Origin of the sequence: Yersinia aldovae 670-83, from assembly GCF_000834395.1 — a bacterium.
Lineage (GTDB): Bacteria > Pseudomonadota > Gammaproteobacteria > Enterobacterales > Enterobacteriaceae > Yersinia > Yersinia aldovae.
Window position 1 is genome coordinate 3,468,821 of the sequence record NZ_CP009781.1, and the last position, 17,294, is coordinate 3,486,114.

Consider the following 17,294-nt stretch of genomic DNA (forward strand, 5'->3'; position numbering starts at 1 on the left):
TTGTAGAGATTAATTCGAGCAGGTGAAAGGGCATTGTTGGTCGGTAAGATGTTTGTGAGTGAGGAAATGCAGTAAATAACACTGCAATTTTAAATGCGAACGGGATATTAATAAATCAGATTATCGCTCGAGTTATAATCTTAAAATACAGAGGTAAACCCGCGTAAATGCTGAAATATCCCTGTGCGGGCAGGGAGTGCAGTGAGAGTTGTTGGAATATAAGATATTATCCATTGTCTGTGGTTTTAATTATGGATGACACTTTATGGATATTTATTTAAATAGAAGGGAAAGGGACAATAACTACTTTTTGGCGCTGGCACAGTCGGCGGCTAATGACCTCATTAAAACGGCTAAAATTGTTTCCTCCCGTCACATTAAGGATTTTTTCCTTAAAGCGAGATTTGAAAACGAAATAAAGCAACTGTCAGATGGTAATCTGAACATTATTCGCAATGCGAAAAGCGATGCGGAGTGCCGTGCTGCAATCAGTAATATCAAAGAGGAATGTGCCAATATCGAAAGGCAAGGCACTATGCTTTCTCTGGATAGAGCGAAAGTCTATATAACGATTAATATGGAAAAATATAATAATGAAATTGGTTATACCATAAATGCCATTGGTATTGTCACGAGTGCTCTCCAGATGAACACAGGCTTTGGGCTTATCATTAAGTCTGGTTTTACTCTGGGAAAATTAGCAGGGGCACATTTAGCCGTAAGTGGTGCCAGTACAGCGGCTGAAAATTTTCTCCGTCTGCTGGGCGATAATGAGTATACTGGCGTTATGGAGAAAGGGTACAGAGCTACTGCTAAGTTTATGGGATTTGACCCAAAATTTGGATCTATGGCTTATCATTCTGTTGATATGGCATCATCGCTGTATGGTATGCTTGCTCTGAGTTTAAAGCCTGATGTATTGCGATTGTTTAGATATATCCCTAGCGATTACTATAGAAATATCACCAAAATGAGTCAGGGCGCTTTATTCCTAAAATTTGCTGGTGCCGGAAATAAAATACGTATTATTTCAGATATAAATAACCGCGAAGATGCAAACTATTTTTAATGAAGCTTAAGGGGAGTTACTCCCCTTTGTCTTTATTCTTTCTTTTAAAAAATAGGTATGCTTTAAATGATAACTTTATTGGATTAATCAAGTTTATACAGAAAAATGAGAATATCGCAATGATTATATAAACAGATACTTCAATTATAACTGGTTTGGTAACCATAAAAGGGCATAGTAGTAAAACGATAAGAATACAAAAACAGCTAGGGATAAAACTCTTATTTAAATCAATAATTAGCGATTCCAATGTCTCACCTCCAGCATCATTAACATGCGCGTGGGTCAGAACCTTCTTTAATCTATTAACTTCTTTTTGTGTAAAGCCATTGGCTAAAAGCTGTTTTTCCATTTCAATATCTGTCACCGCGTTATCTCCCTATTTTGCATCTGTATATATTATATCGTTAATGGTGTGACATCGTCCAATGTATTGATGGAGGCTATTATTATCAAAATCCCTGCCGGGCATTATTCATCACAGGGAAAGTGAAGTGATTTTTAAGCCTCTGGCGGTGTAAACCAGGCCGATTTGAAATCAAACCAACCGAGGGTGTTCATCCGCACTCCGCGCATACTGTGCTGGCCGTATAATTCTAACCAATGATGGAACAACGGATGAAATTGATGCTGGCTGACCAATCGCTGGCTCCAATCCGCCATTGGCAGCGTATTATTGCGCCACGATTCGACATCCTGATGCAGCTCTTCATCCAGACAATATTGAAGCAACGGCAGCTCATACAATGTCGCAAACAGCGAGAACTCCAGCGGCAGATAAAAGTTGGCGCTGCCAAGCCAGATATCACTTTGCGCATTTCCCTGATACCAACTGGCGTAATCCAATACCTGTATTTTTAGTGTTACCCCCTGAGCGGCCAGCAAGGTGGTTAATGTCTGGCTGATGGCGTCAAACTCAGAGTGCTCGCTGTAAAAGGTCAATGTCAGTTCGGTTACGCCTTCCGGTTTCGGTTCCAGTGCGGTCAGCCGGTTATGATGCCAGCGTGGCAGTATACCGTAGGCCGGTGACCAGTAGCGTTGATAGAAGGGATCAGCGTGGCTGAGCAGGGCAACGGGCGTTATTAACTCACACAACCAGCGGCGAATCTCAGGTGTGCTGGTTAGCGCTGAACGTTGGTCAAATAGCAGAAAATAGCAGCCTTCCTCCAGCCGGCTTTCTAGCTCATTTTTGCCGGTATCGTCAGCTTGAAGCTGCACGCCGGAATAAACTAATTCCTCTGACAGCTCTGGTAGCACCCAGATATTGACCTCGTCTATCAGTGCGCGGAAACCAAAATAATTGTCAAATGCCTGAATTTTCAATTGGCTATGATGATTTCTCAGCACAGAGTAAGGGCCAGTACCGATAGGGTGACGGCGAAAGTCAGGTTGATCTTCCCACTCTTTGGGTAAAATCATGGCGTGAACGCTCCCTAATAACCACGGCAACCAGTGGTCAGGGCAACTGAGATGGATATCAATCACATAGGGGGTTGGCGAGCGCACAGCGGTGATATGAGAGAACAGAGGCTGTGGGATCAGGCGGGTTAAGCTGCTGATCACATCAATCATTTCCAGTTCACGGCCATGATGAAAATGAATGGCCGGGCGCAAATAAAAACGCCAATGCAACGGGCTGATGGCTTGCCAATGATGGGATAAGTCCGGTTCCAGTTCCCCATTTATCCGTGTCAGACCGTTAAAAATCTGCCGCACTATATGGGTTTCGGATCGCCGTAACGCGGTGCCGGGGAGCAGGTTCTGAAGTGGGCGATAATAGAGTACCCGCAGGATATGTTTCCCCTGCCGGAAGCTACGACCTAACTGGGATAGCAGCATTTGTCGTACTGCTTTTTTATCACCGACCAACTGCACTAACTGATCAATATGGTCTTGCTCCAATAACTCTTCGGCCCGCTGTTGTTGCAGTGCCAGGCCGGAATAGAGGAAGGTCAGTTGTGAGCGCTTACCACGGCCCGCTTCAGCCTGCCAGCTCAACCAACCCTCTTGCTGCATACTGCCCAGCAGCGATCGCACATGGCGGCGCGAACAACTGAGCACGTCCGCCAGCTCCTGTAAGGTGGTGTCCGTTGGCTGACCACTATAACGTTGCCAGAGGCGAATAAACTGCTGTTGCAGGCGTGAGGCTGACATAAAAGAGGAACTCCACGGCAAATTTCATCAATTTTTCTTTCCCTATATTAGGCCGATACTGGTTGCTATTGAAAGCAGGTTATTGCCGCAATGCTGGTGCAATCACAACCATACCCGGCATCTTTCAAGTTGCAGATGTGCTAGCGACGCTCGCTTGCCGCCTTCCTGCACCTTGAAATCTATTGGGTATCACGGGAGGAATAAGATGATTTTTAATTTACAACGCTATTCCACTCATGATGGCCCCGGTATTCGCAGTGTGGTGTTTCTCAAAGGGTGCTCGTTGAGCTGCCGTTGGTGCCAAAACCCGGAAAGCCGCTCACCGAAACCGGAGATTTTGTTTGATTCGCGCCTGTGTTTATCTGGCTGTGAATTGTGTCAACAGACCTGCCCACAGGCGATCCAGCGCGTTGATGATCAAATTGAGATCTCTCGCCAACGACTTGATAAAGAAGATATTCAGGCGCTAACCGAGCGTTGCCCGAGTGGTGCTTTGACGGTGTGTGGCAGCTCAATTGATATTGATGCCACGATGGTAACACTGCTGCGGGATATGCCGTTTTATCGGCGCAGCGGCGGCGGTGTCACGCTCTCCGGTGGCGAGCCATTTATGCAGCCTGACATCGCGGCTGAATTATTACAGCGCTGCCATCGGCTTGGTATTCACACCGCAGTTGAGTCCTGCCTGCATACGCCGTGGCGCTATATCGCCCCTTCTTTGCCGTGGCTTGATGTGATGCTGGCAGACTTAAAACATACTGATGAGCGCCGTTTTCACCAATGGACGGACGGTTCGGCTAAGCGGGTGATGGATAACTTTCGCACGTTAGCGGCAGCAGGCACCCATATCACGGTGCGAGTGCCATTGATCCCCGATTTCAATGCTGATCGTCGCTCGATACAAGGGATCGTCGATTTTGCCGCTGATGAGATAGGCGTGAAAGAGATCCATTTTTTGCCTTACCACACGTTGGGTATCAACAAATATGCGCTGCTGGGTGAAACCTATCGGGCAGCAAATACTCCTTTGGACGCTCCTGAACTGCTTCACTTTGCGGAAAGTTATGCCCGTGATAAAGGCTTGAGCGCAATTTTACGAGGATAACGCGATGACCACTCTTGATTTGGTAACCTTAAGCGAACGGACGAAGTTGCATAAAAATGCACTGATTCATATTGTGAAGCCACCGGTGTGTACCGAGCGGGCGCAGCATTATACCGAAGCATATCAACAGCATCAGGACAAACCTCTACCCATCAGGCGCGCCTTGGCGCTGGCGCATCACCTCCAGCAACGCACGGTCTGGATCAAAAATGACGAGTTGATTATTGGCAATCAGGCCAGCCAATTGCGGGCGGCCCCGATTTTCCCTGAATACACAGTCAGTTGGATTGAAAACGAAATTGATGAGCTGGCCGACCGCCCCGGTGCCGGTTTCTCGGTCAGTGAAGCAGATAAAGCGGTATTACATCGTATCTGCCCGTGGTGGCGCGGCCAGACAGTACAAGATCGCTGCTACGGCATGTTTACCGATGAACAAAAAGCGTTGCTGGCAACCGGCATCATAAAAGCGGAGGGCAATATGACCTCGGGTGATGCGCATTTGGCAGTTAACTTCCCGTTATTGCTGGAAAAAGGGCTAGATGGCCTGCGCAGTAAAGTGGCTGACCGCCGCGAACGGCTGCAACTGACTGACTGGAGCGATTTGCATAAAGAACAATTCCTCAAAGCGATTGATATCTCATTGGCCGCATTGAGCGAACATATTGAACGTTATGCAGCGCTGGCGCGGCAAATGGCACAAGAAGAGTCGCGTGACTGGCGGCGTATTGAGCTACAAACTATCGCCGAAAACTGCGAGTTGATTGCTCATCAACCGCCGCAGACCTTCTGGCAAGCCTTACAGTTGTGCTATTTCATCCAGTTGATGCTGCAAATTGAATCTAACGGTCATTCCGTCTCCTTTGGCCGCCTCGACCAATACCTCTATCCGTGGTATCGCCGTGACGTGGAGCTGGAACATCGCCTCAGCCGCGAAAAAGCTATCGAGATGCTGCAAGCTGTTGGTTGAAGTTGCTGGAAGTGAACAAGGTCCGTTCCGGTTCGCACTCTAAAGCCTCGGCAGGCAGCCCGTTGTATCAGAATGTCACAATCGGCGGGCAGAAACTGGTGCAGGGCAAAGCAATCGACGCGGTTAACCCACTCTCTTATGCGGTGCTGGAATCTTGCGGGCGCTTACGTTCGACTCAACCGAACCTGAGTGTGCGCTACCATGCCGGTATCAGTGATGATTTCCTCGATGCCTGTGTGCAGGTGATCCGCTGCGGCTTTGGTATGCCCGCATTTAATAATGACGAGATTGTTATTCCCGAATTTATCAAATTGGGTGTAGAACCGCAGGATGCCTATGATTACGCCGCGATCGGGTGTATTGAAACGGCGGTGGGCGGTAAATGGGGTTATCGCTGTACTGGCATGAGTTTTATTAACTTTGCCCGCGTGATGCTGGCGGCGTTGGAACAAGGCCGTGATGCGACATCCGGACAGGTATTTTTGCCACAAGAGCAAGGTTTGTCGCAGGGCAATTTTAGCGATTTCTCTCAAGTGATGGCGCAGTGGGATGCGCAGATTCGTTACTACACCCGCAAATCTATCGAGATAGAGTGTGTAGTGGATACGGTATTGGAAGAGAACGCCCACGATATCGTCTGTTCGGCGTTGGTGGATGATTGTATTGAGCGCGGTAAAAGTATCAAACAAGGCGGGGCGCGCTACGATTGGGTTTCCGGCTTGCAGGTGGGGATTGCCAATTTAGGTAACAGCCTGGCTGCGGTGCGTAAACTGGTGTTTGAACAACAACTTATCAGTCAGCCGCAACTGGCAACAGCGTTAGCCAATGACTTTGCCGGTTTGAACGGTGAACAATTGCGCCAGCATCTGATTAATTCAGCACCAAAATACGGCAATGACGTTGATGATGTCGACCAACTGTTAGTGCGCGCTTACCAAACGTACATTGATGAGCTAAAGCAATATCACAATACTCGCTTTGGTCGTGGCCCGATAGGTGGTACCTATTATGCCGGGACGTCCTCTATTTCTGCCAACGTGCCATTCGGTGCGGCGACGATGGCTACACCGGATGGACGTAAAGCCCATAGCCCGCTGGCAGAAGGGGCCAGCCCGGCCTCCGGCACTGACCATCTGGGGCCAACCGCCGTGTTCAATTCACTGGCGAAATTGCCGACCGCCTCGATTCTTGGCGGGGTGTTGCTCAATCAAAAACTGAATCCGTCCACATTGGACAACCCGCGTGACCGGGAAAAGCTGATGCTGATGCTGCGCACCTTCTTTGATGAGTATCTGGGCTGGCATGTGCAGTACAACATTGTCTCACGCGAGACACTGCTTGAAGCCAGGCAACATCCAGATCGTTACCGCGATTTGGTGGTGCGGGTTGCGGGTTACTCAGCGTTCTTTACCGCGCTATCACCCGATGCGCAGGACGATATTATCGCCCGCACCGAGCATACTTTGTGATGTGTGGTAACTGTTATTGATGTTTGTTGTGTGAACGGAGTTTGGCTATACCGAGTACCAAAAATTTCTGAGTAATGGTGATTTTCACCAGCCAGTGGTTTATGCCACTGGTTTTTTTTATCCTGCGACCTCGATGCCGGGTGGTGAACCGCATCAATGATTTTGATGTGAAATTTATGCGGCTCATCTATTTTTTTCTATATAAATCTGCGCGCTTCTGTAGCATAGCGTTTAATCGCTGTTTCTGGCGCTGGAGCCTGGAATGAAATCTGCATTAACCTTTTCCCGCCGTATTAACCCGGTATTTCTCGCTTTCTTTGTGGTGGCTTTTCTCTCCGGTATCGCGGGGGCATTGCAGGCACCCACGTTGAGCTTATTCTTGAGCACTGAAGTGAAGGTACGCCCACTGTGGGTCGGATTATTTTATACCGTTAATGCCATTGCCGGGATAACAGTCAGCTTTGTATTAGCTAAACGCTCTGATCTACGCGGCGATCGGCGTAAGTTGATTATAGTTTGTTACCTGATGGCGGTGGGGAACTGCCTGTTATTTGCCTTCAATCGTGACTACCTAACACTGATTACCGCCGGTGTTCTGTTAGCTTCAGTCGCCAATACCGCCATGCCGCAGATTTTCGCTTTAGCGCGGGAATATGCCGATAGCTCAGCCCGCGAAGTGGTGATGTTCAGTTCGATTATGCGTGCGCAGCTCTCATTGGCTTGGGTTATCGGGCCGCCATTGTCATTTATGCTGGCGCTGAATTATGGCTTTACGCTGATGTTCAGTATCGCTGCCGGTATTTTTGTTCTTAGTGCGCTGGTGGTGTGGTTTATTTTGCCTTCGGTACCGCGAGTAGCGCCGGTCACCGATGCTCCTGCCGTGACCCAGACCAGTCTGTTTGCGGATAAAGACGTGTTGCTGCTGTTTATCGCCTCGATGTTGATGTGGACGTGCAATACCATGTATATCATTGATATGCCGCTGTATATCACGGTGAATTTGGGGTTGCCGGAACGGTTGGCGGGCTTACTGATGGGAACTGCCGCCGGGCTGGAAATCCCTATCATGCTGTTGGCGGGTTATTCGGTCAGGCGCTTTGGTAAACGTAACATCATGCTGTTTGCGGTACTGGCGGGCGTGCTGTTTTATACCGGGCTGGTGTTGTTTAAATTCAAAACTGCGTTGATGTTATTGCAGGTTTTTAATGCCATATTTATTGGTATCATCGCCGGTATCGGTATGCTCTATTTTCAAGATTTAATGCCGGGCAGGGCTGGGGCGGCAACGACTCTGTTTACCAATAGCATTTCCACGGGCGTTATTCTGGCCGGGGTGCTGCAAGGCGTATTGACCGAAACATGGGGGCATAACGCGGTGTATGTGGTGGCGATGGGGTTGGCAATATTGGCGCTCATTATCTGTGCGCGGGTGCGCGAAGCATAGTGCACCCGCGTGCGGTGGTCATTATTTCAAAAATGCCGGTTGCTGTTTTTCATATGTTGAAATATGGCCTTCATGCTGCAACGTCAGGCCAATACTGTCCAGGCCATTGATCATGCAATGGCGGCGGAAACTGTCTATTTCAAAAGCGTAACTTTCCCCTCCGGCATTCACTGTTTGCTGCTCTAAATCGACAACAAACTCGATGCCCTCATTATCGCTAACCAACTGGAATAAGGTATCGATATCCGTTTCGTTTAGTGTTACCGGTAATAATTGATTATTAAATGAGTTGCCGTAAAAAATATCAGCGAAACTTGGTGCGATAACCACTTTAAAACCAAAATCGGTTAATGCCCACGGCGCATGTTCGCGCGATGAGCCACAGCCGAAATTCTCACGAGCCAACAGGATGGTTGCGCCCAGATAGCGAGGCCGGTTCAGCACAAACTCAGGGTTGGGCACTTTGCCGGCGTCATCGAGAAAACGCCAGTCGTTAAACAGGTGCTGACCAAAACCGGTACGCGTCACTTTTTGCAAAAACTGTTTTGGGATAATCGCGTCGGTATCAACGTTTGCCGCATCTAACGGTGCGACCAAACCCCTATGTTGAGTAAAACCAGTGTGTTGAGTAGATTTAGTCATAGTGGTGTCTCCGGTTAGTGGGTGGCGGCTTCTAAGTCGCGAACATCAGCAAAATGACCACTGACAGCGGCGGCGGCGGCCATTGCTGGGCTAACCAAATGGGTGCGGCCACCACGGCCCTGACGGCCTTCAAAGTTACGGTTGCTGGTGGAGGCACAACGCTCTCCGGGTTCCAGACGGTCGTTGTTCATCGCCAAACACATGGAACAACCGGGCAAACGCCACTCAAAACCGGCTTCGATAAAGATTTTATCCAAACCTTCTGCTTCCGCTTGTGCTTTTACCGGGCCGGAACCGGGCACCACAATGGCTTGCACGCCGGTTGCGACTTTACGCCCTTGCGCTACTGCGGCTGCGGCACGTAAATCTTCAATGCGCGAGTTGGTGCAAGAACCGATAAAGACCTTATCAATCGCCACTTCGGTTAATTTGATGCCGGGGCGCAAGTCCATATAAGCCAAGGCTTTTTCCGCCGAAGCGCGTTCAACCGGATCACTGAATGATTCTGGCGATGGGATAATGTCATTCACCGCAATCACCTGACCCGGATTGGTGCCCCAGGTCACTTGTGGCGCGATATCAGCGGCATCTAAGGTGACGATGGTATCGAATTTGGCGTCGGCATCAGATTTCAAGGTGCGCCAGTAGGTCACGCCTTGTTCCCATTGCTCGCCGGTCGGGGCGAATTGACGGCCTTTTAAATAGTTAAAAGTCGTGTCGTCCGGTGCGACCAAACCCGCTTTAGCACCCATTTCAATGGCCATATTGCACAATGTCATGCGGCCTTCCATGCTCAGGGCTTCTATTGCGCTGCCACAGAATTCCACCACATGGCCGGTGCCGCCCGCGCTGCCGGTTTTGCCGATAATCGCCAACACGACATCTTTGGCGGTAATACCAGCGCCAACATCGCCGTTGACTTCGATTTTCATGGTTTTGGCCCGACCTTGTTTCAGCGTCTGGGTGGCCAACACATGTTCGACTTCTGAGGTGCCGATACCAAATGCCAGTGAGCCAAACGCACCGTGGGTTGCAGTGTGCGAGTCACCACAAACGATGGTCATGCCCGGTAAGGTCATGCCTTGTTCCGGGCCAATCACATGGACGATGCCTTGGAATGGGTGGTTTAGGTCATACAAAGAGATGCCAAACTCAGCACAGTTCTTCATCAGTTCCTGCATCTGGATACGGGCCATTTCACCGCTGGCATTGATATCTTTAGTCTGGGTTGAAACGTTGTGATCCATGGTGGCAAAGGTTTTACCCGGCTGACGCACCGGACGATTCATGGCACGCAAGCCATCAAAGGCCTGCGGAGAGGTCACTTCATGTACTAAATGGCGGTCGATATACAACAATGGGGTTTCATTTGGCGTTTCGTAAACGATGTGCGCATCATATAATTTCTGATATAACGTCTTGCCCATTTTATACCCCCTCCGCCACGAATTTAGCGATGATATCGCCCATTTCGTTGGTGCCAATTGCTTTGCCATCACCTGCCAAATCAGCGGTGCGATAGCCTTGTTCCAATGCTTGGTTGATGGCGTTTTCGATAGCCGCCGCCGCGTCATCCTTACCCAAACTAAAGCGTAACAGCAGAGCTAAAGACAGAATTTGTGCAATGGGGTTGGCGATGTTTTTGCCCGCGATATCGGGTGCGGAGCCGCCAGCGGGTTCGTATAAACCGAAACCTTGTTCGTTCAGGCTGGCCGACGGCAACATGCCCATTGAGCCGGTTATCATGGCGCACTCATCGGACAAAATATCGCCAAACAAGTTAGAACACAGCAGCACATCAAACTGGGAAGGGTCTTTGATTAACTGCATGGTGGCGTTATCGATATACATATGGGACAACGCAACATCTGGGTAATCGGCCGCAATGGCAGTGACCACTTCACGCCACAAAATTGAGCTTTGCAACACATTGGCTTTATCAATAGAGGTGACTTTGCCACGGCGTTTACGCGCAGATTCAAAGGCAATGCGGGCAATGCGTTCAATTTCAAAGCGATGATAAACTTCGGTGTCAAAAGCACGTTCATACTGGCCCTGGCCTTCACGACCTTTGGGTTGGCCGAAATAGATACCGCCGGTTAATTCACGCACACACAGAATATCGAAGCCTTTGGCGGCAATATCACTGCGCAACGGGCAGAAGTCTTCTAAGCCTTGATACAAGCGCGCTGGGCGCAAGTTGCTGAATAATTTAAAGTGCTTGCGTAATGGTAACAATGCGCCGCGTTCTGGTTGTTCCGCCGGTGGTAAATGCTCCCATTTTGGGCCGCCTACCGAGCCAAACAAGATAGCGTCAGCCTGTTCACATCCGCTTACTGTCGCTGCCGGTAATGGGCTACCGTGACGGTCAATAGCCGCGCCACCGACATCATAAACACTGGTTGAAATCCTGATACCGAAACGCGCGCGTACCGCATCCAATACTTTATGTGCCTGAGCCATTACTTCAGGGCCAATGCCATCTCCGGGTAAAACGGCAATATGATAAGTCTTAGTCATGTTCACACCATTTCCTGATTATTTTGTTGCAAGCGCTGCTTCTCGATTTCTACCTGATGAGCGCGCCAGATGTTATTTAATACGTGAACCAACGCTTTAGCGGATGACTCGACAATGTCGGTTGCCAGGCCCACACCGTGGAAGCGGCGGCCTTTGTAGGCGACGACGATATCAACCTGACCCAATGCGTCTTTACCCTGGCCGTTGGCCGACAGTTGATATTTCACCAGCTCAATGTCATAACCGGTAATGCGATTGATGGCCTGATACACCGCATCAACCGGGCCATTACCTGTGGCGGCTTCTGATTTGATTTCTTCGCCACAGACCAATTTCACTGATGCGGTCGCCATCACGCTGGAACCCGATTGCACGCTGAAATAGTCCAAACGGTAATGTTCTGGTTCTTCCTGCTGCTTATTGATGAAGGCTAACGCTTCCAGGTCGTAATCAAACACCTGACCTTTCTTATCTGCCAGCTTCAGGAACGCGTCGTACAAAGAGTCCAAATTGTAATCTTTGTCCTGATAACCCATCTCTTCCATGCGGTGTTTGACCGCCGCGCGACCTGAACGGGAAGTCAGATTCAACTGCACTTCTTTCAAACCGATGGATTGCGGTGTCATGATTTCGTAGTTTTCGCGATTTTTCAGCACCCCATCCTGATGAATACCGGAGGAGTGGGCGAACGCATTACTGCCGACAATGGCTTTGTTCGCAGGTATTGGCATATTGCATAATTTACTGACCAATTGGCTGGTACGGTAAATTTCTTGATGATTGATATTAGTATGCACACCCAACATATTTTCGCGCACTTTAATCGCCATGATCACTTCTTCCAGTGAACAGTTACCGGCGCGTTCGCCCAAGCCATTAATCGTGCCTTCAACCTGACGCGCCCCGGCTTGCACTGCGGTAATGGAGTTGGCAACCGACATGCCTAAATCGTCATGGCAATGGACCGAGATAATGGCTTTATCAATATTCGGTACACGCTCATACAAGTCAGTGATGATTCCGCCGAATTGATAAGGCGTGGTGTAACCGACGGTATCAGGGATATTGATAGTTGTGGCACCGGCATTGATCGCGGCTTCTACGATGCGGCACAAGTTATCAATAGGGGTGCGGCCAGCATCTTCACAAGAGAATTCAACATCATTGGTATAGTTGCGGGCGCGTTTCACCGAGTGAACCGCCATCGCCAACACATCATCAAATGAGCGCTTTAATTTAGATTCGATATGTAAAGTGGATGTCGCCAAAAATACGTGAATACGAAAGGCTTCGGCAATCCGCAAAGCTTCTGCGGCAACATCGATATCTTTATCTACACAGCGTGCCAGGGCACAAACGCGGCTGTTTTTGACTTGCTGCGCGATGGTGCGAACTGACTCAAAATCGCCAGGTGAGGAAACCGGGAAACCGACTTCCATGACATCGACACCCATTCTTTCCAGTGCTAACGCGATTTGCAGCTTCTCTTTAACACTCAGGCTGGCTTGCAATGCTTGTTCACCGTCGCGCAATGTTGTATCGAAAATAATGACTTGTTGGCTCATAGGTTGTTCCTTGTCGTGTTTACATTTGCGCTTAGCGGGTAAAAAAAAACCCGCGCATTTGCGCGGGCTTGTTAATCTTGATGGCTGAATCAGTTCTGATTTCCGTCCACCAACATACCGCGCAAAAGGGATGCGTTAAGTAGTAGGCCTAGTAGACGGGTAGTGTAGAACATAATTTTCAGCTTCTCATTGGTCAAAATAATGCGTTACCTAAATTGATACGTGAATTTTGTGGGTATGTCAACATTTGTTTGAAATGGCGGCTTCAACTGGTTGTATAGATCACGGCTTCCTTCGTTTGGAGTAAAAATCTAAAAAAATAACTTATGCAGAATTAAATGTTATTTGTAATGATATTGTGTTTTTATTTATTCGGTATAATGAATATTAATTGGATTATTGTGCTTTAACGGAACTTGAGGACTCTTCCAACCTGTTTATCCGATGCGGCTGATAACGAGATAGCTCACGGGAATATTTTTTTGGGTACTATAGATGCAAGCGATAATGAGAAGGCATAATGAGACAGATTGTTAATCTGGGTGAATTAACAAAAAACCTTATTGTCTTTTTTATATATGTATTATGAATGTCTATAACCATTAACTGAACATCCAGCTTTGTCTGCTAGTTAGGTATATTACAATTACGCTTATTAATTATAATTAGCTTGAATGGAATGAATTAATTTATTCAATGTGGTTGTGGTTATGATTAAGAACTAATAAGGTTTAATTGATGAATTTATTATTTATTAATGGCATAGTTGTCAATCATCTCATTTTATGATGTGATCATATCGTTGATTTTATTACTGGTATTTATAAAGCAATGGTTTGGTGTTATTAAAGTAAATTAGTTTAGGCTGCTATGTAAGGGACTCTATATAGATGGCTTATTCATGTATTAATCTATGGAGAATTGCTGACAGAAGAATGCATTAGGTGTGATTTTTACTTTCACTCCTATACAAGGATGAGACTCAATCTTACCGAATAAAAGCAAGATTGAGCATATTGGTATCATTAATATTAAGAGTTAAACGATATTTTTAAGTAACTATAAATATCAGTGCGGCTTTTTATTAATCTCACCATCTGCATAAAGCTTATTGGAGTTAAGCATGTCTGAACACAACTTAGTAAACGATGATCAAGGGACTAAAAAAGAATGTGGTGAGGTTCACTTAAGAAGTGTTGACCTCAATTTATTAACAGTTTTTGATGCAGTGATGCAAATGCATAATGTCACTCGTGCCGCCCAGTTTTTGGGCATGTCTCAGCCTGCGGTAAGTAATGCTGTTGCCCGATTGAAAATTATGTTCAACGATGAACTGTTTGTCCGCTATGGTCGTGGTATACAGCCGACAGCCAGAGCTCGTCAGCTTTTTGGCCCTGTTCGCCAGGCTTTGCAGTTAGTGCAAAATGAGTTGCCGGGGGCGGGTTTCGAGGCAAAAAACAGTGAACGTGTGTTTAATTTATCAATTTGCAGTCCTTTAGATATCAGGCTGACGGCGCAAATCATACAACGGGTAAAGCAATTGGCACCCAACGTACAGCTCATTATCCGATCTTATCTTAATGACAACATCGAACATCAATTACGTTACCAGGAAACTGAGTTTGTTATTAGCTACACTGAGTTTGAGCGCCCGGACTTTCATCACATCTCATTGTTTAATGATGAATTAGTTTTGGCGGTGTCTAAAGATCACCCAAGAATTGGTGATTCAATCACTCAAAAACAACTGTTGTCAGAATCACATGCTGTAGTGTCATTGAATAGAATGGGGTCTTTCAGTGAGCCTTATTATGAGTCAACAGCAAGTTCTCAACGGATTGCTTATGAAAGTACAGATATGAATAGTGTGCTTAATATTGTTTCTCAAACTTATTTTGTTGCCATTGCCCCTCGTTGGTTGGTGCAAAAATATTGTGAACCACTCAACTTGAAACTGATTGCTTTACCTGTGGAAGAAACATATCGGGCATGTTATCTCACATGGCATGAGTCCACGGATCGAGATAAGGGTCATCAATGGATGAAAGAGTTACTTAGCCAATTTAGTCTCCCCGCTTAATTTTTGGCGTTAAGTCCTGCTACTTAAGTAATATAATTATTGGTGGCAGGCAATAATTTATCCTGAAACTACGGCCACATTATTTTGTACTCAATCCTTTCTCCGATCAGCCTAATGCGATGGTTCATGCCGCTTTGCCTTATCACCTCAATGTTTGTTTTTTTTCATCAAACTCAATTTCAGCTCACACTTCTACGCCGAATTTTATTTGCCATAACTTAAAGAGTGGGTAGACTGCGCGAAAAAAAGTGAACAGGTGTAAGCTGAATGCCAACAGGCAAAGAGTGGCGGTACACTTTAACGAATGATTTCCCAGCGAGCTGCGATGTTATGACCCAAATAGTAGAGCAATACCACCTTGTACGACGGCTGCGCGAGCAAATCAGCCAGCGTGCTGATCAGATAGCTTTCCGCGAATGGTCGCCAGAAGGCGAAAAACAGCTTACCTGGCAACAAGTTGACACTCATGTCACCCGGATTTCTGCTGCACTGCTCTCTTTGGGAGTGGGAATTCAAGAGCGCGTAGGGATTTTTGCTAATAACAGCATGGCCTGGTCGTTAGCGGATTTGGCTATTTTGCAGTTGCGTGGCGTGAGTGTGCCACTGTATGCCACCAATACCACTGCGCAGGCAGCTTATGTGGTCAATGATGCTGATGTGCGTATTCTCTTTGTCGGTGGACAAAAGCAGTTTGATATTGCTCTGACACTGAGATCACTTTGCCCGCAGTTGGTGCAGATTATTGCATTGGAACCCTCAGTCGATTTACGTGGCTGTGGATATGCTCAGCATCTGGCTGATTTCGAGCAACAATCAAACGCGGTTCAGCCGCATCTACTCACCAGCCGTATTGAGAGTTGTGGTTTAGACGATCTGTTTACGCTGATTTATACCTCCGGCACCACCGGAGAGCCTAAAGGTGTGATGCTGGATTACCGCAATATGGCGGCTCAACTTTATCTGCACGATCAGCGTTTAACCCTGACCGCACAAGATGTCTCCCTTTGTTTTCTGCCGTTATCTCATGTGTTTGAACGGGCCTGGAGCTGCTATGTGATGCATACCGGCGCGCAAAACGTCTATATCCGTGATACCGATTGGGTGCGGCCCGCAATGCAGGCGGTAAAACCAACGGTCATGTGTGCGGTGCCTCGTTTCTACGAGAAAGTCTTCAGCGCCATCAATGATAAAGTCGCGTTGGCAAAATGGCATCGCCGGATGTTATTCCGTTGGGCTGTAGGCCGTGGCGAACGTAAGTTCCAATGCCTACAGCGTGGGCAAAAGCCATCCTTGTTGTCTGAGCTGGTGCACAAACTGGCTGATCGCTTGGTATTGAGCAAATTACGCGCTGTGCTCGGGGGGCGAGTGCGGTTCTTACCGGCTGCCGGTGCGCGGCTGGATGATAATATTATCCTTTTTTTCCAAGCGATTGGCGTCAATATCAAGTACGGCTATGGCATGACGGAAACCTGTGCCACGGTTTCTTGCTGGGAAGAGAACGACTTTCGATTTGGTTCTATCGGCAAGCCTCTGCCGGGTATTGATGTGCGACTGGGTGCAGAAAATGAAATTCAGGTGCGTGGCCCGATTGTCATGCGTGGTTATTTTAATAAGCCACAAGAGACGGCAGAGTCGTTTACCGATGATGGCTGGCTCAAAACCGGTGATGCCGGGGTGCTGGATGCACAAGGGAATCTGTTTATCACCGAACGGCTGAAAGATTTGATGAAAACCTCCGGTGGCAAATACATTGCGCCGCAAATGCTCGAAGGCACGCTCGGGCAGGATCGTTTTATCGAGCAAATCGCGGTTATTGCCGATACCCGCAAGTTTGTATCGGCGCTGATTGTGCCGTGTTTTGAGTCGTTGGAAGAGTATGCCCGTTCAATCAATTTGAAATACCATAGTCGATTGGAATTATTGCGTCATAGCCATATCGTCAGCCTGTTTGAGCAACGGCTAAAAGAGATGCAAAAAGAGCTGGCGCTGTTTGAACAGGTTAAGCGTTTCACGTTGTTACCACAGGCATTCACGATGGAAACCGGTGAGTTGACGCCCACCATGAAATTACGTCGTAAGATCATTCTCCAGCGTTATCAGAATGAAATTGATTCGATGTACCGCGATTAACCCATCATGCATCACGTCGCTGCCTGTGCGATGCGGGCAGCCGCTGTTTTTCTAAACGCCCAACCGCTTTATTTATTGGCATCATGCCGCTTCACGGCTTTTTCTTCTGTGGGTAGATAAAAAGTATTAGCCTGATTTAGTTCTATAAT

General features: G+C 47.6%; 11 protein-coding genes and 1 pseudogene. 6 read left to right on the top strand and 6 right to left on the bottom strand.

Translation table 11 applies throughout. The features are described from left to right. Positions 1 to 265: 265 nt before the first annotated feature. Entirely contained in the window at positions 266 to 1,069 is an 804-nt protein-coding gene (locus AT01_RS15640; protein ID WP_042547794.1) for a DUF4225 domain-containing protein, read from the top strand. A 16-nt stretch (positions 1,070 to 1,085) separates the two neighbouring features. Here AT01_RS15640 and AT01_RS15645 read toward each other — a convergent pair whose 3' ends face one another. Both AT01_RS15645 and sgrR read right to left on the bottom strand, forming a co-directional pair. Beyond that, positions 1,086 to 1,421, bottom strand: coding sequence for a hypothetical protein (locus AT01_RS15645; RefSeq protein ID WP_042548664.1), 336 nt, complete (start codon positions 1,419 to 1,421; stop codon positions 1,086 to 1,088). A 149-nt stretch (positions 1,422 to 1,570) separates the two neighbouring features. After that, a complete protein-coding gene (gene sgrR, locus AT01_RS15650) occupies positions 1,571 to 3,223 on the bottom strand; it encodes an HTH-type transcriptional regulator SgrR (protein WP_042547795.1) in 1,653 nt (550 codons plus the stop codon). 205 nt (positions 3,224 to 3,428) lie between these two features. Between sgrR and AT01_RS15655 the strand changes: the two genes are divergently transcribed. The 3 genes and pseudogenes from AT01_RS15655 (at position 3,429) to AT01_RS15670 (ending at position 8,208) form a co-directional block, all read left to right on the top strand. Next, entirely contained in the window at positions 3,429 to 4,328 is a 900-nt protein-coding gene (locus AT01_RS15655) for a glycyl-radical enzyme activating protein (protein ID WP_042547796.1), read from the top strand. Between the two features lie 4 nt (positions 4,329 to 4,332). Further along, positions 4,333 to 6,764 (top strand): annotated as a pseudogene (locus AT01_RS15660) (formate C-acetyltransferase/glycerol dehydratase family glycyl radical enzyme). A gap of 262 nt (positions 6,765 to 7,026) precedes the next feature. Then, on the top strand, positions 7,027 to 8,208 hold the full coding sequence (locus tag AT01_RS15670; protein ID WP_042547798.1) for a sugar efflux transporter: 1,182 nt from the start codon (positions 7,027 to 7,029) through the stop codon (positions 8,206 to 8,208). Positions 8,209 to 8,229: 21 nt separating this feature from the next. On the opposite strand, the gene leuD is transcribed toward AT01_RS15670, so the two are convergent. From leuD to leuA, 4 genes are read right to left on the bottom strand one after another with little or no spacing between them, the layout of a single operon-like run. Beyond that, on the bottom strand, positions 8,230 to 8,850 hold the full coding sequence (gene leuD / locus AT01_RS15675) for a 3-isopropylmalate dehydratase small subunit (protein WP_042547799.1): 621 nt from the start codon (positions 8,848 to 8,850) through the stop codon (positions 8,230 to 8,232). 14 nt (positions 8,851 to 8,864) lie between these two features. Beyond that, on the bottom strand, positions 8,865 to 10,277 hold the full coding sequence (leuC, locus tag AT01_RS15680; RefSeq protein ID WP_042547800.1) for a 3-isopropylmalate dehydratase large subunit: 1,413 nt from the start codon (positions 10,275 to 10,277) through the stop codon (positions 8,865 to 8,867). A gap of 1 nt (position 10,278) precedes the next feature. Then, positions 10,279 to 11,370 (bottom strand): 3-isopropylmalate dehydrogenase, encoded by a 1,092-nt coding sequence (gene leuB, locus AT01_RS15685; protein WP_042547801.1) that lies wholly within the window; start codon positions 11,368 to 11,370, stop codon positions 10,279 to 10,281. 2 nt (positions 11,371 to 11,372) lie between these two features. After that, positions 11,373 to 12,935, bottom strand: a complete 1,563-nt coding sequence (leuA, locus tag AT01_RS15690) for a 2-isopropylmalate synthase (RefSeq protein WP_042547802.1) — start codon at positions 12,933 to 12,935, stop codon at positions 11,373 to 11,375. 1,123 nt (positions 12,936 to 14,058) lie between these two features. Between leuA and leuO the strand changes: the two genes are divergently transcribed. Together leuO and AT01_RS15700 are read left to right on the top strand one after the other, a co-directional pair. Beyond that, on the top strand, positions 14,059 to 15,015 hold the full coding sequence (gene leuO, locus AT01_RS15695) for a transcriptional regulator LeuO (RefSeq protein ID WP_042547803.1): 957 nt from the start codon (positions 14,059 to 14,061) through the stop codon (positions 15,013 to 15,015). A gap of 330 nt (positions 15,016 to 15,345) precedes the next feature. After that, the gene (locus AT01_RS15700) at positions 15,346 to 17,145 is read left to right on the top strand and encodes an AMP-dependent synthetase/ligase (protein WP_042548665.1); all 1,800 of its coding nucleotides are present in this window, start codon (positions 15,346 to 15,348) and stop codon (positions 17,143 to 17,145) included. Positions 17,146 to 17,294 lie beyond the last annotated feature (149 nt).